Origin of the sequence: Massilia sp. Bi118, assembly GCF_918697865.1 — a bacterium.
Lineage (GTDB): Bacteria > Pseudomonadota > Gammaproteobacteria > Burkholderiales > Burkholderiaceae_D > Telluria.
Genome location: NZ_CAKKMV010000014.1, coordinates 1 through 21,817 on the forward strand (window position 1 = coordinate 1; position 21,817 = coordinate 21,817).

Annotated in this window: 23 protein-coding genes, 1 tRNA gene and 1 riboswitch; of the genes, 11 read left to right on the top strand and 13 right to left on the bottom strand. The window is 61.3% G+C overall.

Annotation, left to right across the window (positions count from 1 at the left end):
- Positions 1–678 precede the first annotated feature (678 nt).
- Complete coding sequence (locus LQV39_RS19615) at positions 679–1,257, top strand: ComF family protein (protein ID WP_230027826.1); 579 nt, start codon at positions 679–681, stop codon at positions 1,255–1,257.
- Between the two features lie 4 nt (positions 1,258–1,261).
- The gene (locus LQV39_RS19620) at positions 1,262–1,858 is read left to right on the top strand and encodes a hypothetical protein (RefSeq protein WP_230027827.1); all 597 of its coding nucleotides are present in this window, start codon (positions 1,262–1,264) and stop codon (positions 1,856–1,858) included.
- A 262-nt stretch (positions 1,859–2,120) separates the two neighbouring features.
- On the opposite strand, the gene LQV39_RS19625 is transcribed toward LQV39_RS19620, so the two are convergent.
- From LQV39_RS19625 to glyA, 9 genes are all read right to left on the bottom strand, one after another.
- Entirely contained in the window at positions 2,121–2,756 is a 636-nt protein-coding gene (locus tag LQV39_RS19625) for a riboflavin synthase (protein WP_230027828.1), read from the bottom strand.
- A gap of 2 nt (positions 2,757–2,758) precedes the next feature.
- Positions 2,759–3,835, bottom strand: coding sequence for a bifunctional diaminohydroxyphosphoribosylaminopyrimidine deaminase/5-amino-6-(5-phosphoribosylamino)uracil reductase RibD (ribD, locus tag LQV39_RS19630; RefSeq protein ID WP_374199451.1), 1,077 nt, complete (start codon positions 3,833–3,835; stop codon positions 2,759–2,761).
- A gap of 45 nt (positions 3,836–3,880) precedes the next feature.
- Positions 3,881–4,450: a GspH/FimT family pseudopilin gene (locus LQV39_RS19635; RefSeq protein ID WP_230027832.1), complete on the bottom strand. Its 570-nt coding sequence runs from the start codon at positions 4,448–4,450 to the stop codon at positions 3,881–3,883.
- The gene (locus tag LQV39_RS19640) at positions 4,447–4,938 is read right to left on the bottom strand and encodes a type IV pilin protein (protein WP_230027835.1); all 492 of its coding nucleotides are present in this window, start codon (positions 4,936–4,938) and stop codon (positions 4,447–4,449) included. Before LQV39_RS19640 ends, LQV39_RS19635 begins: the two co-directional genes overlap by 4 nt.
- 3 nt (positions 4,939–4,941) lie before the next feature.
- A complete protein-coding gene (locus LQV39_RS19645; protein WP_230027840.1) occupies positions 4,942–5,688 on the bottom strand; it encodes a pilus assembly protein in 747 nt (248 codons plus the stop codon).
- Positions 5,685–6,608 (bottom strand): PilW family protein, encoded by a 924-nt coding sequence (locus tag LQV39_RS19650; protein ID WP_230027846.1) that lies wholly within the window; start codon positions 6,606–6,608, stop codon positions 5,685–5,687. The genes LQV39_RS19645 and LQV39_RS19650 overlap by 4 nt, the downstream gene beginning before the upstream one ends.
- Entirely contained in the window at positions 6,605–7,165 is a 561-nt protein-coding gene (pilV, locus tag LQV39_RS19655; RefSeq protein WP_230027851.1) for a type IV pilus modification protein PilV, read from the bottom strand. Before pilV ends, LQV39_RS19650 begins: the two co-directional genes overlap by 4 nt.
- A gap of 95 nt (positions 7,166–7,260) precedes the next feature.
- Positions 7,261–7,731, bottom strand: coding sequence for a transcriptional regulator NrdR (nrdR, locus tag LQV39_RS19660; protein ID WP_230027862.1), 471 nt, complete (start codon positions 7,729–7,731; stop codon positions 7,261–7,263).
- Between the two features lie 30 nt (positions 7,732–7,761).
- On the bottom strand, positions 7,762–9,009 hold the full coding sequence (gene glyA, locus LQV39_RS19665; protein ID WP_230027863.1) for a serine hydroxymethyltransferase: 1,248 nt from the start codon (positions 9,007–9,009) through the stop codon (positions 7,762–7,764).
- Positions 9,010–9,108: 99 nt separating this feature from the next.
- Positions 9,109–9,206, bottom strand: a riboswitch (ZMP/ZTP riboswitch).
- A gap of 104 nt (positions 9,207–9,310) precedes the next feature.
- Between glyA and LQV39_RS19670 the strand changes: the two genes are divergently transcribed.
- The 9 genes from LQV39_RS19670 to LQV39_RS19710 all read left to right on the top strand — a co-directional run bounded on the left by LQV39_RS19670 (position 9,311) and on the right by LQV39_RS19710 (position 15,622).
- Complete coding sequence (locus tag LQV39_RS19670) at positions 9,311–10,057, top strand: SDR family oxidoreductase (protein ID WP_230027865.1); 747 nt, start codon at positions 9,311–9,313, stop codon at positions 10,055–10,057.
- A 163-nt stretch (positions 10,058–10,220) separates the two neighbouring features.
- A complete protein-coding gene (gene ybgC, locus LQV39_RS19675) occupies positions 10,221–10,625 on the top strand; it encodes a tol-pal system-associated acyl-CoA thioesterase (protein ID WP_230027866.1) in 405 nt (134 codons plus the stop codon).
- 21 nt (positions 10,626–10,646) lie between these two features.
- Complete coding sequence (gene tolQ, locus LQV39_RS19680) at positions 10,647–11,330, top strand: protein TolQ (RefSeq protein WP_230027871.1); 684 nt, start codon at positions 10,647–10,649, stop codon at positions 11,328–11,330.
- 19 nt (positions 11,331–11,349) lie between these two features.
- Positions 11,350–11,778 (top strand): biopolymer transporter ExbD, encoded by a 429-nt coding sequence (locus tag LQV39_RS19685; RefSeq protein ID WP_230027877.1) that lies wholly within the window; start codon positions 11,350–11,352, stop codon positions 11,776–11,778.
- On the top strand, positions 11,778–12,755 hold the full coding sequence (gene tolA / locus LQV39_RS19690) for a cell envelope integrity protein TolA (protein WP_230027883.1): 978 nt from the start codon (positions 11,778–11,780) through the stop codon (positions 12,753–12,755). The genes LQV39_RS19685 and tolA overlap by 1 nt, the downstream gene beginning before the upstream one ends.
- 31 nt (positions 12,756–12,786) lie before the next feature.
- Positions 12,787–14,061 (top strand): Tol-Pal system beta propeller repeat protein TolB, encoded by a 1,275-nt coding sequence (gene tolB / locus LQV39_RS19695; protein WP_230027888.1) that lies wholly within the window; start codon positions 12,787–12,789, stop codon positions 14,059–14,061.
- A gap of 25 nt (positions 14,062–14,086) precedes the next feature.
- A complete protein-coding gene (pal, locus tag LQV39_RS19700) occupies positions 14,087–14,614 on the top strand; it encodes a peptidoglycan-associated lipoprotein Pal (RefSeq protein ID WP_230027894.1) in 528 nt (175 codons plus the stop codon).
- A gap of 113 nt (positions 14,615–14,727) precedes the next feature.
- Entirely contained in the window at positions 14,728–15,489 is a 762-nt protein-coding gene (ybgF, locus tag LQV39_RS19705; protein WP_230027897.1) for a tol-pal system protein YbgF, read from the top strand.
- A gap of 57 nt (positions 15,490–15,546) precedes the next feature.
- Positions 15,547–15,622 (top strand) — tRNA-Lys (locus tag LQV39_RS19710).
- A gap of 120 nt (positions 15,623–15,742) precedes the next feature.
- Here the strand turns inward: LQV39_RS19710 and LQV39_RS19715 are convergent.
- From LQV39_RS19715 to LQV39_RS19730, 4 genes are read right to left on the bottom strand one after another with little or no spacing between them, the layout of a single operon-like run.
- Positions 15,743–17,584: a DUF2235 domain-containing protein gene (locus tag LQV39_RS19715; RefSeq protein ID WP_230027902.1), complete on the bottom strand. Its 1,842-nt coding sequence runs from the start codon at positions 17,582–17,584 to the stop codon at positions 15,743–15,745.
- Positions 17,574–18,086, bottom strand: a complete 513-nt coding sequence (locus LQV39_RS19720) for a hypothetical protein (RefSeq protein WP_230027903.1) — start codon at positions 18,084–18,086, stop codon at positions 17,574–17,576. Before LQV39_RS19720 ends, LQV39_RS19715 begins: the two co-directional genes overlap by 11 nt.
- Positions 18,083–18,970 carry a DUF4123 domain-containing protein gene (locus LQV39_RS19725; RefSeq protein ID WP_230027907.1) on the bottom strand — a complete coding sequence of 296 codons (888 nt, stop codon included), beginning with the start codon at positions 18,968–18,970 and terminating at the stop codon, positions 18,083–18,085. Before LQV39_RS19725 ends, LQV39_RS19720 begins: the two co-directional genes overlap by 4 nt.
- A gap of 1 nt (position 18,971) precedes the next feature.
- Entirely contained in the window at positions 18,972–21,782 is a 2,811-nt protein-coding gene (locus LQV39_RS19730; RefSeq protein WP_230027913.1) for a type VI secretion system Vgr family protein, read from the bottom strand.
- Positions 21,783–21,817: the final 35 nt, after the last annotated feature.

Below are 21,817 nucleotides of genomic sequence, written 5' to 3' on the forward strand. Positions count from 1 at the left end.
ACTCGCTGGCAGCTTCGCTGACCATGCGCACGGCGCGCTCGATGACTTCGGGGGAATACTTCGGTTGCTTCTTCATGACTCCATTTTCTCAAACAATGGAGCCTCTACAAAACCCGGGGCGGTTCAATACGGTCCGGCAGCGGCATGCTTAACAAGTTGAGGCACCGTCTCGCTCATGCGGGAGCTCCCACGAACGTAAAGCCTAAGTGGCGGGCCTTTCGGTACGTATATGCGACGAAGCTTTCCTGCGTGATTGTCCAAAAGTCATAGTCTTTGAAAGGTATGCTGCCCATAGCTTTTCCTTGCCAAATGTACTATTGATTGTATAACAATTTCCTATTGGATACGGCAATTCCTTCCGACTACGAGAGCGCATCTCGATCGCACCAAACGGTTGACGACTAGATCTTGAGGCAGCAGCGATACGGGCAACGATCTCTATTGAGAGCACCGATGACTGATGGCCGAATTGCCGTCGCGCAAGTAGCACCCGGCGGCGAAATCATCGCACTGCATGTCTTAAAAAATCTTAAAAGTAAGCGCAGATTTATCCAAATAGGATATTTATGCGCAAAACATATCCGGTATTCATAGCACTCATTATTTTTCGTTAACACCTCTTGAACACATCCGACTGCACCCCATCTCCGTTGCTCGTTCAATAACTAGGGAGGGCATATGCAGGTAAATCTTCGTCAACTTCAAGGTCGTTTTCACAGTGGGTACGCGCTCGACAAGCACTCCAAATACAGCACGCCCATTGGAGAAAACGAGTATGGTCACATGCAGTTCGACACAGTCCGCACGGATGCGGGGGAAGCCGTATTCCAGCTCAAATACCGCGATGACCATGGGCGCGCTAAGGAGTTGGCACAGGCCGTCGTTGACTACATCTTGCCGTCCCTGCCCAAGTTTGGATTAATTGTGCCGATGCCGGCGAGCAATCAACGCCAAGTACAACCTGTGACTTTAGTAGCTAAGGAATTGGGCGCTCTTACAGGTAAACCTGTTTTCGAACTGTTGAGTAAGGCAACAGGCGGTGCGAAACTGAAAAACCTGAATACTCGTGAAGAGAAAGATCAGGCACTGGTCGGCGCTATTAGCCTTAACCGTGCCATTACGAACAACGGCAAGTGGGACGCCCTGCTCATCGATGACCTTTACCACAGCGGTGCCTCAATAGATGCGGCCTGTGACGTACTGCGAACGTATGAGAAAATAGGGAATGTATATGTAGCGACGTTGACGTGGAGGTAACAGAATGGCTACCGTTTTTATTGCGGGCTCTATCACCATCAAAAACTTGGACTTCATGGTGCAAGAGCGGCTCATGAACATCATGCACATGAAGCATGATGTTGTCGTAGGCGATGCCGATGGCGTCGATACGTCAATCCAACGCTTTCTGTTGGACGAGGAATATGAGCGTGTCACGGTGTTCTGTACCGGCGAGACACCCCGCAATAACGTCGGGAATTGGCCGGTTCACCCGGTAACTACGTATCACAAGCCGGGCTCCCGCGCTTTTTTTACGGCCAAAGATATAGCCTTGGCCGAAGCGGCTGACACCGGGTTCATGATTTGGGACGCCAAAAGTACCGGCACGCTTAGCAACGTCATTGAACTTCTGCATCGGAAGAAATACAGTTGGGTCTTTGTTAATAAAGAGAAAGCTTTTCACGCAGTCAAGCAGGCGCAAGATTTGGAAAACCTACTCTCATTGATGTCTCAACCGGCGCGGTTAAAGGCAGATACTAAGATTGGTCTAATCGAGAAGTTGGAAGCGCTGCACTCGCGCGAAATCCAAATGGCGTTACTGGATGAACGTGCACAGGCCAAAGCTGCAGAACACGACTAAAAATAGCGTTCTGCACTACATTACAAGGGCTTGCAGTTCAACACGGCACGAGCTATCGCGATCTCGTAAAGTGAGTACATGCATTCGCGCAACGAATCCCCGTTTGCACGGCAAAATGACGACCTAACATACTCGTCAGCCGGCTCATAGTCTCCCGTGTACGACAAGCTATCGTCCAATTCCGTCAAGCTTTCATTGGATCAACATGTCCAAAGCTGTCCGACTAAAATATACGCTTTTAAAATTTATAGCTTTTTATGAATCACTTGACAGCATTGGACGCTGACAGCATCCGCTCCACGTAACGTGCGATCAGGTCGATCTCCAGGTTCACCTTCGCGCCCGCATGCAGGTGCTTGAGGGTGGTGACGGCGATCGTGTGCGGGATCAGGTTGATCGAGAAGCGGCAGACCTTCGCGCCATTCGCCTCCAGGTCCTCGACGCTGTTCACGGTCAGCGAGACGCCGTTCACCACGATCGAGCCTTTATAGGCCAGGTACTTGCCCAGCTCCACGGGCGCATCGATCACCAGCTTATAGGATTCGCCGACCGGCTCGAAGCTGTGCACGATGCCCAGGCCATCGACGTGGCCCGATACCAGGTGGCCGCCCAGGCGCTCGGCCAGGGTCAGCGCCTTTTCCAGGTTCACTTCGCCCGGCTGGTCCAGGCCCGCGGTGCGGTTCAGGCTTTCGCGCGAGACGTCCACCGCGAAGGCGGTCCCGGTCTTCTCGACCACGGTCATGCAGGCGCCGTTGATGGCGATCGAGTCGCCCAGCGCGACGTCGTCCAGGCCCAGCCCGCCGGCCTCGATCTGCAGGCGCACGCCCGCGAACGAACCGCCTTCGAGCGGCTTGACCGATTGGATGCTGCCGACGGCAGCGACGATTCCAGTAAACATCCTTATCCTTTCGATTGATTAAAGCGCGCCAGGATGCGCAGGTCGGGGCCGACCTGCTGCACGCCGTGGAAGCGCAGCGCCAGCTTGTCCTGCAATTGCGCCAGCGGCGGCAGCGCGAACATGCCCTGCCCCGGCCCGATCAGGCTGGGCGCCAGGTAGACCAGCAGCTCGTCGACACAGCCTTCGCGCACCAGCGAGGCGTTCAGCTTGCCGCCCGCCTCGACATGCAGCTCGTTGATTTCGCGGCGTCCCAGTTCCAGCATCAGGTCCGGCAGGTCGACCTTGCCGGCGCTGTTCGGCAGCATGATCACCTCGTGGCCGGCCGTACGCAAGGCCGCTTCCTTTTCCGTGTTGGACTGCGCCGCCACGATCCAGCACGGCTCACCCTGCAGGATGCGGGAGCCGGTATCGATCTCGAGGCGGCTGTCGACGATCACACGGCGCGGCTGCATCGGAGTGTCGATCCCGCGTACCGTGAGTTGCGGATCGTCGGCCTTGACGGTGCCGATGCCGGTCAGGATCGCCTGTGCGCGGGCACGCCAGGCGTGGCCGTCGGCGCGCGCTTCGGGGCTGGTGATCCACTGGCTCTCGCCGCTGTCCAGCGCCGTGGCGCCGTCCAGGCTGGCGGCCGTCTTCAGACGCACCCAGGGCTTCCTGAAACGCATGCGGTTGAAGAAGCCGATATTCAGTTCACAGGCCTCATCCGCCATCAGGCCGGAGGCGACCGCAATGCCGGCCGCTTCCAGCTGGGCCAGCCCGCGCCCGGCCACCAGCGGATTCGGATCCATCATCGACGCCACCACGCGGCCCAGGCCCGCCTGGATCAGCGCGTTCGAACAGGGCGGCGTGCGGCCGTAATGGCTGCAGGGCTCCAGCGTCACGTAGGCGGTGGCGCCGCGGACATCCTTGCCGCGCGCCTGGGCGTCGCGCAGGGCCTGGACCTCGGCATGCGCCTGGCCGGCCGGCTGGGTATGGCCGGCGCCGATCACTTCGCCGTCGCGCACGATCACGCAGCCGATGCGCGGGTTCGGCGCCGTGATGTACATGCCCCTGGCCGCCCATTCCAGGGCCAGGGCCATGCCTTCGGTATCGCTCAGTATCAGCACTTTTTCATTCGCTCAAGTTCATGGCGGCGCGGCGGGACCGTCGCAGGACGCGTCGCGCGCCGGATCGCAGCTGCGGGCCCGGCCCAGCATATTGATTTTAATACGGCGGATGCCGCTGCCGTGGAACAGCGACAGCGTGCCATAGCGCGCCGCCGCCGGGTTGCTGTCGCGGCAGCTGCGCCCGGCGCCATTGTAGGCGATATAGAAAGGCGGCGCCGGGGTCGTGAAGGAAAAGCCGACCGCCATCCCCTGCGCCAGCGGGCCGTGCTCGGCCAGGATGGTGTCGCCGGGGCCGGGCTGGCGGTCGCCGTCGCGGTCGAGGAAGACGGTCCAGCCCTGGCGCCAGTCGGCGCCGCCCGTGCCCTTCGGCAGTACGGTCACGAGCTCCCCGCGCGCCAGCGCCTGCGCACGCGCCTGGCCGATGGCCGCGAACAGATCGGCTGCGGCGGCTTTCAGCTGCTGGTTGCGGATGAACTGGCGCAGGTCGGGCGCGCCGGCGGCAAGCAGGATGGCGGCAATTGCCAGCACCGCGAGAAGTTCGATCAGCGTGAAGCCGGCCCGCGGCTGCTTGACACGCGCGCGCTTCATGGCCAGCAGCGGCCCGCCCGCTCCGAGCCGTGCACGCCCAGGCTGTTGAGGGTCAGCGCGCCGCAGTCCTGGTCGCGAAAGCGCCCGTCGACCTTCGCCGTGCCGGGGATGGCGCGCACCTCCACGCAATCGGCGATGTCGCGGCCCGGGCAGGCGTGCGCCTCCAGTTCGTAGCGGCTGACGGCGGCGCTCACGCCCGACCACCAGGGAAAGCCCGCCGGCGCGGCGTCGCCGCCGTCCGCGGAAAATGCGACATAGGTGTTGTGCTGCAGGTGGTAGCGCTCCTGCTGCTGCATCGCGTCGATCAGGGCGATCTGTCCCTCGGTGCGCTTGGTGCGCGTGACGTGGCTGGTGTAGCTCGGAATGGCGACCGCGGCCAGGATGGACAGGATCGCCAGTACGACCAGCATTTCGATCAGGGTAAAGCCGCGCTTCATGTTCATGCCTTCCTCGCTTCTTCGTTCGTGTTCGCGTTCGTATGGTGGCATTGCCTACTCCAGCGCCTGGGCGTGCAACTGCGGCCAGTTGGCGATTTCGCGCCAGCCGATGCGGCCGGCCGGGAGCTGGGCCGGTGGCGTACTCGGGCTACCGGCGCCTGCCGAGCCGCCAGGGCCCGGCGGCCCCGCTCCGCTCGCGGGCGCAGGCGGCGGCTTGCGCACCACCGATTGCAGCACGACGCGTGTCGCCTCCCGGCTACCGAAGCCGATCGCCGTGATCCTGTAAAAGCTGCCGAGCGAGGCGCCGGCGCCCGGCGGCGCGATCTTCTCGATGAGGTAGGCCGGCGGACGGGCCGGCAGCAGGCCGCGGCCCGTCGCCAGGTTCGCGCCGGTGTAATGGCCATAGGGCACCAGCGCGGGGTTATCGGCGTCGGCCAGGTCCTGTAGCTGCCATGCCGGCGGCGAGGTCGCCAGGCATAGCCCGCGCGCCGAGCCGGCGCCGCCGCAGCCGTCGACGAAGCTGGCGGCGCCAGCTTCCGTAAACTGCGTGGACCGCGCGGGAGAAACCATGCCCGGTGCCGCGGCGATGTCCCGTTCGGCATCGTGCAAAGCGGCTTCGGCGGCCTCGTGTGCAATGCTGCGCTCGCGCTCGGCCCCTGCCGACGCAATCGAGGCGAAAACGGTGCTGCACACGGACACGCCGATCAGCATGGCCGCCATCATCAGCATCAGCGCGCAGACCAGGGCCGCGCCTTTTTGACGCCGTAGCCGCAGGCCGCAGCAATGCCGGAGCGCGCTCATAAGGCCCCCGCCGGCAAAGCCACCGTCATCGTGAACAGCCTGCGCTCGCGCCGCTGCAGGCTGTCCGGCAGCGCATCCTCGCGCACCACGGTCCCGTGGTCGCCCTCCGCACCGCCGGCCGCATGCAGCGGGCCGAACAGCTGGAACTCGCCATTGCCACGCGCAGGCCGGGTCGCGCGCGTGCCGTGCAGCAGCAGCCCGATACGCACGCTGACCACCCGCTTCCACCACGTATGGCGGTTCAGCTCCGGCGCCGGCAGGCCGGCATAGGCCGCGTCCAGCGTCCGGATCGCCTCGGCGTTCAGGTAGCGGTTGGCGGCGCCGTCGCGCGGGGTGTCGGTATCGAGGCCGTACAGGACCTGGAAGCTGTCCACGCCCGCTACCACCGCGTCCGCGCTCCAGTTGGCGGCGCCGCGGTACTTGCAGCGCAGTTCGGGCTCGCCGTCGCCGTTGTTCGCGACGTAGAAGATGCTCCAGCCTTCCTGGCCCGAGCCGACGGAAAAGCCGGCGCAGTTCACCACGCTGCCGTCGCCGTTTGCGCCGCCGCCGGCGCCGGGAAAGCGCACGGCCAGCACGTCGCTGCCGTTCGCCACGGCGGCCAGGGGGATGTCGATGCCGGCGCTGGTGCTGCCGAGCGAGCGCGCATCCAGCCCCGTCAGGCGGGCCGGCAGGACGTCGACGGGCGCCGACAGGTCGAGCAGCAGCGGATCGGCATGGGCGGCCTGGCGCACCGCGCGGCCGACGATGTCGAGGGCGTAGCGGCCGGCATCGTCGAGGGCTGCGGCTTCCATCTGCGCCGCGTAGGCGCCATTGGCCAGGCCCAGCAGCCGCGCGGCGGCCAGCACGACCGCCAGGCCGATGGCCATGGCCACCATCATCTCGACCAGGGTCAGGCCGGATTGCTGCAAACGCAGTCTCATGGCGCGCCCGCCCCGAGCATCAGGAACACGGCCGGCGCAGATGCGGCATCCGGCGCCGCCTGCCGGTCGCGCCAGCCCAGCTTGATGGCGACGGGTGCGCCGGGCCCACCGCTGCAGTCCCAGGCCAGCAGGCCGCTCGCATCCGGCTCCTGGGCGTCGCGGCAGACGCGGATGTGCCCTCCGGGAAAGCGGCTGCCTAGCTGGGCCGCGGTCTCGATCAGGTCGACGTTCGCCAGCTCGACCGGACCGCAGCCGGACGCGCCATAGCAGGAGGTAGAAGCAGCCGGCGGCGCGCCGGCTTCGGCATCGAACTGGAGATAGGGATTGTCGGCATCCGGCAGCGCCATCGCGGCAGGATTCGCACGCATGCGCTCGGCCAGCGAAGAGGCCAGCCGCATGCCGTCGGCCAGGCGCCCTGCCTCGCCCGCGGCGCGCACGGCCACCGCCTGCACGGCCGCGGCCCCGGCGACGCCAAGGGCGACGACGAACAGAGCCACCAGCACTTCCACCAGCGTAAAGCCGCCGGGGAAAGCGCCAGCATGTGAGCGGCCGCGCATGCCACACCTCCAGGTCTCGGTTCAGGGAGACCAGAAGGTAGCAGGCGGACTCAGGTCAGCCGTGGCGGACGCTCAAGCGTAAAGATGGAACTTCTTCAGCCAGGATTGGTTTTGGCGCCGGGACCGACTTCCGCAATCGCTTCCTGGAACTCGGCCAGGTCTTCGAAGTTCTTGTAGACGGAGGCGAAACGGATATAAGCGATCTTGTCGAGACGCTTGAGTTCCTGCATCACGAGTTCGCCGACATAGACGCTGTCGACTTCGCGGCGGCCGCTGGTGAGCAGCTTTTCCTCGATCGAGGCAATGGCGGCGTCGATCGCGCCGGCGGCGACGGGACGCTTGCGCAGGGCCAGCATCAGGCTGCCGCGCAGTTTGGAGGCTTCGAATTCGGTGCGGCTGCCGCTCTTCTTGACGATGATCGGCATCGAGAGCTCGACGCGCTCGTAGGTAGTAAAACGTTTGTCGCATTGGGCGCAGCGGCGCCGGCGGCGGATGGAATCGCCCTCCTCGGATACGCGGGTATCGAGGACCTGGGTGTCTTCATGCTGACAGAAAGGGCACTTCATCGTTGCCGGAGCCGCTGTGCTATCGAGAGATTACGAAGCGTAGACCGGGTACTTGTCGGTCAGTTGCTTCACTTCGGCCTTGACGCGCTCGATGGTCGCCGCGTCGTGCGGGTTGTCCAGCACGTCGGCGATCAGGTTGCCCACCTTGGTCGCATCTTCTTCCTTGAAACCGCGGGTGGTGAAGGCCGGGCTGCCGAGGCGGATGCCGGAGGTCACGAAAGGCTTCTGCGGGTCGTTCGGAATGCCGTTCTTGTTGCAGGTCATGTGCGCCTGGCCCAGGATCGCTTCCGCTTCCTTGCCGGTCAGGCCCTTCGAACGCAGGTCGACCAGCATCACGTGCGACTCGGTGCGGCCCGAGACGATGCGCAGGCCGCGCGCGATCAGCGCTTCGGCCAGGGCCTTGGCGTTCTTCACGACCTGCTGCTGGTATGCCTTGAATTCCGGCGACAGCGCTTCCTTGAAGGCGACGGCCTTGCCGGCGATCACGTGCATCAGCGGACCGCCCTGGATGCCAGGGAAGATCGCCGAGTTGATCTGCTTTTCGAACTCGGCTTTCATCAGGATGATGCCGCCGCGCGGGCCGCGCAGGGATTTGTGGGTGGTCGAGGTGACGAAGTCGGCGAACGGCACCGGGTTCGGGTACTCGCCCGCGGCGATCAGGCCGGCGTAGTGGGCCATGTCGACCATGAAGTAAGCGCCGATTTCCTTGGCAATTTTCGCGAAGCGCTCGAAGTCGATGCGCAGCGAGAAGGCGGAGGCGCCGGCGATGATCAGCTTCGGCTTGTGCTCGCGCGCCAGGCGTTCCATCTGCTCGTAGTCGATGTCTTCCTGCTCGGTCAGGCCGTAGGAGATGACGTTGAACCATTTACCCGACATGTTCAGCGCCATGCCGTGGGTCAGGTGGCCGCCTTCGGCCAGCGACATGCCCATGATGGTGTCGCCCGGCTTCAGCATGGCGAAGAACACGCCCTGGTTGGCCTGCGAGCCCGAGTTCGGCTGCACGTTGGCGGCTTCGGCGCCGAACAGTTGCTTGACGCGGTCGATTGCCAGCTGCTCGGCGACGTCGACGTATTCGCAACCGCCGTAGTAGCGCTTGCCAGGGTAGCCTTCGGCGTACTTGTTGGTCAGCTGGGAGCCCTGCGCCTGCATCACTGCCGGCGAGGTGTAGTTCTCGGACGCGATCAGCTCGATGTGGTCTTGCTGGCGGGTGTTTTCCTTCTGAATGGCATCCCACAGTTCCGGGTCGACGTTGGCGAGCGTGTGATCTTTTGCAAACATGAAAAAAACTCCAATCGATAAGAGAACCAGGCAACCGGCAGCGCAGGACGAAGGCGGGAGCCGTGGACACGGGCAGCCGCGATACGAACCGTACCAGTCGGAGGCTGCCCAGGCGAACGGCATACGACGTCTCACGCTCCCCGGTGGATATCCACCTTCGCCGCCGGCGGCGGTTTTCGCCAGTTACGTGAGACGTAAATGGAATTGCCGATTGTAAGGGATGACACATGGGGTAAGCAATGATCATTTCGGCTACAATCTTGCAGTTCAATCTTCACCATCCATCATCCGGGATCCCATCATGATCGTATTCATTACCGGCGCATCGGCCGGCTTCGGCGCCGCGATGGCGCGCACCTTCGTCAAGAACGGCCACCAGGTGGTGCTGGCCGCAAGGCGCAAGGAACGCCTGGAATCGCTGGCGCGCGAGCTGGGCGAATCCGCGCTGCCGGTCGCGATGGACGTCACCGACAAGGCCTCGATCGAGGAAGCGCTGTCGATGCTGCCGCAGTCCTGGCGCCAGATCGACGTCCTGATCAACAACGCAGGCCTGGCGCTGAACACCAAGCCGGCGCACGAAGTCCCGCTGGAGGACTGGAACACGATGATCGATACCAACGTCAAGGGCCTGGTCACCATGACCCACGCCGTGCTGCCTTCGATGGTCGAGCGCGGAAGCGGCCTGGTCATCAACCTGGGCTCGGTCGCCGGCCACTACCCCTACCCGGGCGGCAATGTGTACGGCGCCACCAAGGCCTTCGTCGAGCAGTTCACGCTGAACCTGCGCGCCGACCTGGTCGGCACCGGCGTGCGCGCCACCAACCTCGCGCCCGGCCTGTGCGGCGGCACCGAGTTCTCGAACGTCCGCCTGAAGGGCGACGACGCCGCGGCGGCCAAGGTCTACGAAGGCACCCAGCCGCTGACCGCCGAAGACATCGCCGAGACCGCCTACTGGATCGCCACCCTGCCCCCGCACATCAACATCAACCTGATCGAAATGATGCCGACCTGCCAGGGCTTCGCGCCGTTCAACATCAAGCGCACCTAAGCCCGGCGACGAAGCTTGTTAGAAAGTGTTACAGTTGTTGGCTGAGTATGCATGTTTATCGTTTACTCATGCCGCGAAACATTCGAGGCTTATGTACGCCAACGTACATAAGCCTTCCGAAAATCGCGTAAAATGTTTCCCATTTTCATTTATGGCAGCTGAAATGCCTTCAGTTTTCACCTGGACGGTACGGGTCTACTACGAAGATACGGACGCCGGCGGTATCGTGTACTACGCCAATTACCTGAAGTTCTTTGAACGCGCGCGCACCGAATGGCTGCGTTCGCTGGGCCTTGATCAGCAAACGCTGCGCGACGAGGAAAGCGCGATCTTCGTAGTGCGCAGCGCGGCCATCGATTACCTGGCGCCCGCCCGCCTGGACGATGAAGTGACCCTGACACTGAGCGTGGAGAAGCTTGGCCGCGTCTCGGTCCAGTTTGTCCAGCAAGCCTGGCGCGGCGAAACCCTGCTGTCGAGCGCGAACGTGAAAGTGTGCTGCGTCGATGCGCAAACCATGCACCCCCGTTCCCTTCCAGCAAGTACCGCTGCTAAAATGCGGACCGACTGACACATTTGAACAAATATACTGATGAACGCAGTCCAAGACCTCTCTTTCGTTGAACTGATCCTTCACGCGCACTTCCTCGTCAAGCTGATCATGTTGCTGCTGTTCGCGATTTCCGTGATCAGCTGGACTTATATTTTCCGTAAGGTGTTCGCGATCCGCGCCGCCCGCCGCCTGACCGAGCAATTCGAACGCAGCTTCTGGGCCGGCGGCAACCTGCACACCCTGCACCAGAGCGCCAGCACCCAGCGCGACCAGAGCGGCCCCCTGGCCCGCATCTTCGAAGCCGGCATGGGCGAATTCATCAAGGGCAAGCAGGCCGCCCGCGACGCCCTCGACGTCGGCGCCGTGCTGGATGGCGCCCGCCGCGCGATGCGCGCCGCCTTCCACCGCGAGCTCGATCACCTCGATACCCACCTGAACTTCCTGGCCTCGGTCGGCTCGGTGTCCCCGTACATCGGCCTGCTCGGCACCGTGTGGGGCATCATGAACGCCTTCCGCGGCCTGGCCAACGTGCAGCAGGCCACCCTGGCCGTGGTCGCCCCCGGCATCGCCGAAGCGCTGATCGCCACCGCGATCGGCCTGTTCGCCGCGATCCCGGCCGTGGTCGCCTACAACCGCTTTACCCACGATATCGACCGCCTCGCGATCCGCTTCGAAAGCTTCGTCGAGGAATTCTCGAACATCCTGCAGCGCCAGTCGCGCTGAACGGGAACGAGGTAAGAACATGGCATTCAACAGCAACCTGCGCAACGGACGCCGCAAGCTGAAGTCCGAAATCAACGTCGTGCCCTACATCGACGTGATGCTGGTGCTGCTCATCATCTTCATGGCGGTACCGCCGGCGCAGAACCCCAGCGAGATCAAGCTGCCCAGCGCCGAGCGCTCGACCCAGCCGCCGGACGACTACATCAACATCTCGGTGAAGAGCAATGCCCAGCTGCAGATCGGCATCAACGGCAAGAACAGCAGCGCGCCCGAGGACATGTCCAGCCGCACTGCCGTGATCGAGCGCCTGCGCGCGATGCACGCCGAGCATCCCGACTATCCGGTGATGATCTCGGGCGACCGCGAAAGCAAGTATGACGATGTGATCCAGATGATTTCGGAAGCCAAGAAGATGGGCATCAACCGCGTCGGACTGGCTACCAAATAATGTCGGCAACGAAGCACAACAGCAGCGCCGCCGCCGGCTCGCCCTACCAGGTGCCGCCGGAACCGAACCGCATGTCCTCGATCGGACTGGCGGTGGGCGTGCACGCCCTGCTGCTGGCTTTCCTGGTGATCGGCATTAACTGGACCAACAACCAGCCGATCGCGGTCGAAGCCGAAGTGTGGGACACCAGCGTGCAGCAAGCCGCCCCGCCCGCGCCGCAGCCTCAAGCTGAACCTGAGCCGGAACCGCAGCCGGAAACGCCGCCGCCGACGCCGCGCGTGACCGAGCCGCCGCCCGTCGCCGAGCCGGCGCCGCCGAAGCAGCCGGATATCGCCCTGGAACGCGAAAAGAAGCGCAAGGAAGAACTGAAACGCAAGGAAGAAGAGCGGGTCGAACGCGAGCAGGAACTGGCCAAGCAGAAGCGCGAGGAAGAGAAGAAGGAAAAGGCGCTGGCCGAGAAGAAAGCGCGCGAAGACGAGAAAAAGAAAGAGCAGGAACTGGCGAAGAAAGAAGAAGCCCAGAAGAAAAAGGAAAAGGCGGAAAAGGAAAAGGCCGAGAAAATCGCCAAGGCAAGGGCCGAGAAAGCGGAAGCCGCCAAGCTGCAGAAGTTGCGCGACGAGGAAATGAAGCGCCTGACCTCCGGCGCCGGCAATCCGGGCAGCAGCGGCACGGCTGCGAAGTCGACCGCGCCGCGTATCGACAAGGGTTATATCGCCAGCATCGCAGCGAAGATCAAGGGCAATACGACCTACCCGGGCAGCACGGATATGCCGGGTAATCCGGAAGTCGTTTTCCAGGTGGAGCAATTGCCGACTGGTGAGATTCTTTCGGTACGCAAAACCAAGAGCAGCGGCATTCCAGCCTTCGACGACGCCGTGGAACGAGGTATTAACAAATCGTCACCACTACCAAAGAAGAAAGATGGTACGGTAGAGCGATCGCTTCCAGTCAGCTTCAAACTGAAAGACCTGAACTGATCGGCTCGAACCCAAACTTAGCTGAGACATTATGAAGAAGAAACTACATTCCCTGCTGTTTTCGGCCACCCTGCTGATGGGCGTGGCTGCACACGCCCAGGTGCGCGTCGAAATCGCCGGCGTGAGCGGCACCCAGATCCCGGTCGCGGTGGCGGCCTTTGCCGACGAATCGGTGGCGCCGGACCAGATTTCAAGCATCATCCGCGCCGACCTCGAGCGCAGCGGCGTGTTCAAGGTGATCGATGCGCGCCAGGCCATCTCCGACTCCGCCAGCGTCGACCTCGGCGCTTTCAAGGCCAGCGGCGCCGACGCCCTGGTGGTGGGCTCGGTCAGCCGCATGCCCGACGGCCGCTTCCAGGTCCGCTACAAGCTGATGGACACGGTCAAGCAGGCCCAGCTCTCGCAACTGTCGGACGCGGTCAGCGCGCGCAACACGCGCCTGGAAGCCCACCGCATCGCCGACGACATCTATGAAAAGCTGACCGGCGTACGCGGCATCTTCTCGACCCGCATCTCCTACGTGAAGGTCAACCCCGGCAGGGGCAACCATAGCTACGAGCTGGTGGTGGCCGACGCCGACGGCGAAAACGAACAGGTCGCCGCCTACGGCCGCGAGTCGATCTTCTCGCCGTCCTGGTCGCCGGACGGCACCAAGGTCGCCTATGTGTCGCTGGAAAAGCAGAAGCCGATCGTCTACGTGCAGAACCTGGTGACCGGCCAGCGCCAGATCCTGTCCAACGAAAAGGGCAACAACTCGGCCCCGGTCTGGTCGCCGGACGGCACCAAGCTGGCGCTGTCCCTGTCGAAGACCGGCAATACCCAGATCTTCATCGTGAATGTCGACGGCAGCGGCCTGCGCCGCCTGACGAACGGCGCCGACATCGATACCGAAGCCCAGTTCTCGGGCGACGGTCAGAGCATTTATTTCGTGAGCAACCGCAGCGGTGGCGCACAGATTTACAAGATGAGCGTGAACGGTGGCCAGCCCACCCGCGTCACCTTCAATGGTCGTGAAAATATTTCCCCTCGCATTTCCCCGGACGGCAAGACGCTGGCGTGGATTTCGCAACGCGATGGGGTGTACTGCCTTTACGCGATGGACCTGGCCAGCGGCCAGGAACAGCGCCTGGCCGAAGGGGCCACCGAACCGAGTTTTTCGCCAAACGGAAAATACATCATGTATGCCAATAAGGGCGGCGGGCGTGCCTCGCTGGCTGTGGTATCCGTCGATGGTCGGGTAAAGCAGCGTCTTTCGACGCAGGCGGGAAACATCAAGGAGCCCAGCTGGGGCCCCTTTATGAAGTAAATATTTTTTGACCAGGAGAAAACCCATGCGCAACATTAAAACCGTAGCCTTCATCGCTTCGGCCGCAGCCCTGCTGTCGGCTTGCTCGTCGACCAAACTGCAAGAACCACCGGTGGTCGAAAAAGCCCCGGTCGCCAACACCGCGCCGCCGGCCGACACCAGCCGTGACGTCCGTCCGGTCGAGACCGGCACCGTGGATCCGCTGAACGACCCGAAAGGCGTTCTGGCCAACCGCAGCGTCTACTTCGACTACGACAGCTACGTCGTCCGTGACGACGGCAAGCCGGTCGTCGAGAACCACTCGGCTTACCTGACCAAGAACAAGCAGCGTAAAGTCCTGATCCAGGGTAACACCGACGAGCGCGGCGGCACCGAGTACAACCTGGCCCTGGGCCAGAAGCGCGCCGAAGCCGTGCGCAAGTCGATGGCCGCCCTGGGCGTGTCGGACAACCAGATGGAAGCCGTCTCGCTGGGCGAAGAAAAGCCGAAAGCAACCGGCAGCAACGAAGCCGCCTGGGCTGAAAACCGCCGCGCCGACATCGTCTATCAATAATCGGAACGCTGTCGACGCTGTCTCAAACAGCTCGGCACTCCCGGCTGATTGACAGCGGGGCGGGATGCAGTGCAGACTGCATCCCGCCCCGTATTGCTTAGGAAGAGTCAGAAATGATCAAAACGTCCCAGTCCCGCCTTGCGGCCCTTGCCCTCGCCTTTGCCGCCTGGCTGCCCCTGCATGCGAGCGCCGGCATCCTCGACGACGATGAAGCGCGCCGCGCCATCCTCGACCTGCGCGCCAAGGTGGACGCGCTGTCCCGCGACGTCAACGCCCGCCTCGACACCAAGTCCGACAAGACCGCGACCATCGAGATCCTGAACCAGCACGAGCAGACGATGCAGGAAATCGCCCGCCTGCGCGGCCAGCTCGAAGTGCTGGCGAACCAGATCGCAGGCTCGCAGAAGACCCAGAAAGACCTGTACACCGACCTCGACGCCCGCATCCGCAAGCTCGAGCCGCGCCAGGAAGTCGTCGACGGCCAGACCGTCGAAGTCAAGCCGTCGGAGAAGCAGGCCTACGACACCGCGATGGACCTGTTCAAAACCGGCGATTACAAGTCCGCCGCCAACGCGCTGCAGGATTTTGTCCGCCGCTACCCGGACTCCGCCTACGCCGCCAATGCCCAGTACTGGCTCGGCAACACCTATTACGCCCAGCGCGATTACAAGAACGCGATCGCCGCGCAGGAAGCCGTCGTCTCCAACTACGGCAACAGCCCCAAAGTGCCGGACGCGATGCTCAACATCGCCAGCAACTACATCGAGCTGAAGGACAGCAAGAAGGCCAAGAAGATCCTGCAGCAGCTGGTGTCGAAGTACCCGGACACCTCGGCCGCCGCTACCGCCAAGGACCGCTTGGCAAGCTTGAAGTGACGGCGTTCATGAGCATTTGACAGCCCGGCAGATAGCCCCTATAATCTTGCTTCTTTCGGGTCGTTAGCTCAGTTGGTAGAGCAGCGGACTTTTAATCCGTTGGTCGCTGGTTCGAGCCCAGCACGGCCTACCAGAATTTAGCTGTAAGCATAGAAGGCGTTGCGATTTTTTCGTGACGCCTTTTTTGTTTTTGGCTAGCTGCGACTTTACGCAATTCCGAGCGCGATAGTAGGAATACGGATAGGAGCGAAATTCACTCGAATTTCTGCCGTATCCAGTTCGTTCCACTTTCGTAAATTCTTTCGCCGTTATCTTCAAGCTCATCCATCGTCTGCTTTCCGGTAGCTATCGTATGATGCGCGGCATCGACAACAGCGGTGTAAGCTCTGGATGTTGCTTGTGCAGACTCCTTTGCCTTGGAGCTTGCGAAATCAGCCGCTTGGCCAACTTTTTGCTGAACCGTGTCCGCGGCTTCCGACGCCGCCTTGCTTGTCGCGTCACCAATTTCTCGCAGTTTCTTCTCACCGCTTTCCAGTCCCGCCGCGACTGTATTACCTATTGCTCGCCCCTTCGCTCGCAGCCAGTTCCCGCTTTCCTGCCAAACACTTATGCTCGACTCGCCAACCCCGCGAGCACTGAAATAACTAAAGGGCTCCGCATTGAGAAGAAAATCTACTTTCGAGTCATGAATATAATGAGAAACAAATTCCGTGACCCCGCCGGGTGATGTCAAATCCCACGCTGCAAGTTGCCAATCTCGAATGTTCACATATTGAGCGAATGACTTACTCGATGTTCCGCCAAAACGAACGAGTTTTATATTTTTTGACACGTTGCGGCACGCCGCCACCTCTGCGGCCATCCCTCTCGGCCCAAGGAGGGATTTCATCCTACTCGTCTTCAAGCTACGGTCTCGGGCGGATTCGATTTTTTTTCGATACATGGTGCCATTGGCACTATAGTACATTTTCATATGCGCCCTGATCTGCTGCTCAACAGTGCCACCGACGGCAGAACATGCAGCCATATAACGACTGTATGCCGCTTCCGTCTCTTCCAGACATTCAAAACGCTCCCGGAAAAACTGGGCCTGGCGCCGCTTCAAATCTTCGTAACCAATCACCCTTACTCCGGCAAATAACGCCTCCTTCAACATTTCGCGCAACGGAATGCGAGCATAGTTACTATCAATCCCCTGCTCCATTGGGGCGTATCCACCTCCGACGTCGGAATGCACCCCGGGAAAGACCTTTTCAATCCAGTTCCCTGCCAGCTTTCCATCCTTACGGATGAGATCAACTGGAAATGAAAAGCGCAATTCATGAGCCGCAACAAAATGCACACATCTCTCAACCATTGGCGAGACAATAAGTTCACGCTCCGTGAAAGGCGTGCGTGCGTTTTGCGAAGGGACACCAAACGACGCGACCGTGTCGAATAGTCCCATGAAACTCACTCGCAGCGGATATCCGCTGTAAGCAAGAGCTCCGTCCCGCTCAGTGCACTTCGCGAGGATTCGATTTACGAACGCGCGCGCTAACGCTGCTCCGCGAGAAAATCCGAAAACAGAAATATTGATCGACCTGATAAGCCTGTATTTAGACAAAACAAAATTTAAATCATTAAAGCTTTTATCTCCATTATCCGACGCATACTTTGCAAGAGTGCTGTCTAACCTCTTGGCATTCGAAATCATCACCGAACGCAAGTAATCATTCACCAAATCTGATCCAAGTTCCATACGGCGATCGCCGCCGTAACCGGCTCCGCCGCCACCTATATTGTCCTCCACCCAGATATTGGCGCTTCCCAACCAGCCGGCTGCATCGCCGTTGAATTTAGTTCCAACTCCACTTATGTAGATCGCGTGAACTTTGCCGGCTTTACTCAGCTGAGCTGCACGATATGCCGACTCAAACAGTCGTGCGACATTGCTCCACTTTTTCTCTTGTACGTCGGCATCCTTGTTATTGCCTGTACCGTCGAAAAACACCGAGATATGGACTTCATCCCGACAATCCTGAAATGGGCTCGGCGGGCAGTCTGGCACATCGCGGTTTGCTGCTACTGCGCATTTGACAAGTTCAGCGCTCATGCTGCTGCTTCTCCCAAGCTTCGATAAGAGCCAGTCCCTTTTCCGTCTGCAGGTCGTCAGGATTGCCTTTGCTAAGCCTTATTTCGACAGTCTCGTCAGGGTAGATATGAAGTCCCAGCCATTTCATACCCGGCGGTACATTATCCAAAATTGGGTGATTCTTTGCGATAACGTTTTCGCCATTTCCTGCCATCCCTTCCGGACCGTCGAGCCTCCAGTTCACAACTTGAGGACCTAGAGTGACCGGCTGCATCGCTATTACGCCGTTCGCGCCGTAAAATCCATGTGCTGACGCTCCCATAAAATCCGCTCCATTCATAGAAACATCAAAAATTGGACGCTCCAGATAATTGAAAAGAGACACATTCAGATAAACACGCATCGGTTTCGCCTCGCATCCTGGCAAAAGAAAAGATAACACTGCACCAACGAATACGCGTCGTCGAACAAAGATGGTCTCCTGATCGCTTAGCGACCTCTCAGCACGTACATTCATGTTCATGGAAATTCTTTGATAGCCTCACGAAAATCAACTATCCCATTTTTTATCCTATCTAAGATATCTAAGATCTGGCTGTCCTGTTGCATTCGTTCTTTGTAAATGATTTCTAGGCAAACGAAATTCAACATATCGCCGACCCCGATTAGTCCAATCTCTCGAGCCCTTTGGAGGGATCTAGAAACCAATTCATACCGGTCCGCCGGCGGGATCTTATCGACCAGCAAAGGCTGGTTGAGCTCGAGATAATATAAAATGTGATCTGGAACACTTGCTTCAACGAGTTCATCTACCTGTCTCTGATCAAGCCTTAAAGGAAGGGCAGTTCGAAACGTATCGAGCTTTTCGCCTTTGATCACGTGTATATCCCCATTCCTACCCCAATACCAAAGTTGTGCCATGTGACGCATAAGTGCGCCCCTCTGCTCAACCGACAATATCGGACCTTTAACATGTAATGAGAGATCATCGCTCTGCCCAACCAATGCACCCAAAATAGCCGGGTCCCAGAAGGCAAAAAACATTAATTCGCCGCATGGCAATGCGACTTCGGTGCATCGTATCAAGTGGCAAAATAATGTCTCAAAATTCACCTCTGTCGCAATCACTAAAACACATGGATGCGACTGCGCATTCCGCAATATCCATTTCCACTCAATAGAGTCTTTCGACGGCGATTTCATTTCGACCAAATGCGGTGTATATCGTGAAATTTGACTTCCTTGCGACGCACCAAATAAGCAACCAACTTTACATCCCGCGTGAACAACTACACCAGGAAGCAACTTATGTTGCGCAGCGTCTGCAACCGCGTACCATTTTAAGGATGGATTATGTTCAACCATCATCTCAAATTGAGCTAGTTCTGAAGCAGGGTGGTGCGTCATGTTAGGCACCTTTATTGATAAATGCCGAGCGCTGCAAGGCGCGTTTTGCAAGACACTCGACACAGACAGACTGCGGAAAGATCGGCAATTTATAGTTCATTTGCGCCGATGCGCTAAAATTCTTCTTTCCAGCATTTATTGTGATTTTCCCCGGACACTGCACCGTAATACCCCCACCCTCAATCGTGATATTCGCCCCACCCGCCGTCGATAAACTGATCCGCCTGGCCGCAGCCCAGTCAATATGCGCATTCGCGCTGATCACATCGACCGCATCCCGCGCCTGCACCGTGAGTTCATCACCCTGCGCCTGAACATCGATCGCCTCCCGGGCAGCGATCATCTGCAAGCCAACTCCACTCTCCCCAGCCTTGACCGCCCCACCCAACACCCCGATCGCCTGACCGCTATGCACACGCATCGCCCCGCCGGTGACGAACTGGCTGTCCTGCCCGCTCATCACCGAGACAGTCTCGCCATTGGCCAGTTGCAGACTCTGCCCGGCATTTGCCCCAAAACCGTCCTTGGCCGAGATGGCGATGACCGGATCGCGCGGATAAGGCAGCTTGCCGGCAGCGCCAGCAATATCCGCCTGCCCGGACGCGGATTCCGACATAGCTGCCAGCGGCCCCGCCTTCTCGTCCAACACACTGGCATTGGCCATCATCGAACCAAGATGCGCAGCCAAACCAACGGTCCGATGCGTCACCGCCGCCATATTGAAACTACCGGCCAGCGCCACCGCCTGCTGCAACAAGCCGACACCCGCAGCATTCTCCCCAGCCGGATCCCGCGCCGACGCGCTATGCCCTACCCCATAGCTGGACACGAGCAGGCCGCCCCCAGCGCGAACCGCGCCGTAATCATCGGTACGCAGCTCCGCCCCCAGCCCGCGAAAGCTGCCGCGATAATTGTCCGCGGCATGGATCAGGTGCCCCAGACTCAGCTCGGAAGCAGCGGACGTACACCTCAGCTGCACCCGTCCCTGCCCGTCCGTGTCGTCGAATAGCAGCTGGTTATAGCCATAGCCGCCAAACTCCTTGCTGCGGATGCCCCACTGCGCCGCCGCATTGCGATGGCCGGCGCTGTCGACGGAGGCGCCATGCCATACCGGGCTGTGGCCGCCGGCCAGATTGCCCTGTCCGGACGCCCTGCGGTCCTGTGCGAAAGCGAAGCACGACAGATCGCTCGATGAGGACACGACACCGCCGGGCGTCGGCGCCACGCCGCCCTCGCCGCGCCCGTTGTACAGCGCCCCGACGATGAGCGGGCGGTCGATGTCGTTCTCGATGAACTGCACCAGCACTTCCTGCCCGATACGCGGCAGGAACTGGGTGCCCATGCCGCCGCCCGCCAGGCGCTGGGCAACGCGCACCCAGCAGGTGGCGTCGCCACTCTCCTGCCAATGGAAGCGGATGCGGACGCGGCCGAGCCGGTCGCAATACAACTCGTCGGCGCCGTTCGGGGTGTCGCTGCCGTCGGCGCCGACCACGATCGCGCTCTGCGCGCCGAAGGCGCTCGGCTTTCGGACCGTCTCTTCGTCCTCGAGCAGCAGCGCCGGGCGCCAGGGCACATCGGCCGGCACCGCGTCGAAGGCGTTCGCGTAACCGGACTTCAGGGCCCGCTCGATCACCGGCGCCATGTCGGCAGACACCTGCGCGCGCGTGAGTTCATCCAGCAGCTCGGGGATGGGTCCGAACAGCTCCGCCAGCGCATGGGTCGCGGGGGGCGGCAGGTTGTTCACGCCGACGCTGGTCACGCGCAGCACCGTGAACGCCGCCGCGTCGCCGAGCGTGCCCAGCGGCGTGCCGGTGACTATCATCGAGGTCCCCGCGCACAGCGTGCGGACCGTCGAACGGCCTTGCCACAGCTGCCCACGCGCTTCCCGCGCCTGCATGCGCAAGTCGGCGTCTCGCCGGGCCAGCGCACGGCTGGCCCAGGCATACTGTCCCGGCACTTCGTAGGCTTCGATCTCCGGCAGGCCGCGTCCGTAGCGCAGATAGGACGGCGCGCTCTCGGCAATGCTCCGTTTGGCCTTGTAATCGCCGCTCAGCACCGTGAGCAGCGAGGCGTGCAGACTGCGGTGCGCCCGCAATGCCTGCACCGTATCGCTGGCTTCGACCGCGCTGACGCCGTGAAAGCGGGTGCCGCCGTTGCGCGCGCTGCTGGCGTCCTCCGGCGCCGCGCAGGGCTGGGTACTGTCGGCGAACAGGACCAGCACCGGGCCGTCTTCCGTCTGCTCGAAGCGCCAGCTCAGGCCCTCCCCGGCCAGCAGCCGGCGCACGAAATCGAGGTCGGATTCGCGGTACTGGCAGCAGTAGCTGCGCGGCAGGGTCTCCGCCATGAAGGGCCGGACGTCATCGCTCCAGCGCCAGCGCGCGAGCGGCAGCCAGGCTTCGAACACGGCGTCGACAATGTCGATGACGGACTTGTCCTGCCACACGCGGCTGTTGCGCACCTGGCCCAGGCGCCACAGCCAGGGTGAGATGCGGATGCGGTAGCGGGCGAAACCGCCGTCGCTGCCCAGCATGGCGGCCTCGCTGATTTCACCAGAAAAGCTGGCGCGGCTGCCGTCGGCCAGGCTGAGCGCGAGGCTGGCAGGCTGGCCCAGCAGGGTTGCGGGATCGACGTAGGCATTCGTAGACAGCGCGATCACGTCGCGCGCACCGACCTCGTCGACCGCATCCCGGGCCGCGAAGGCTTCGACCAGCAAGCTGTTGTCCGCGTCCGCTATCGTCAGCTCGACCAGCCGGGTGGTGCTGGAAAACGCCGCGAGTGCGGTGCTGAGCTGTTCCGTCAGGGCGTGGATCATGGCCGATGATGCTCCCTATCGTCTGCGCGGCGTTG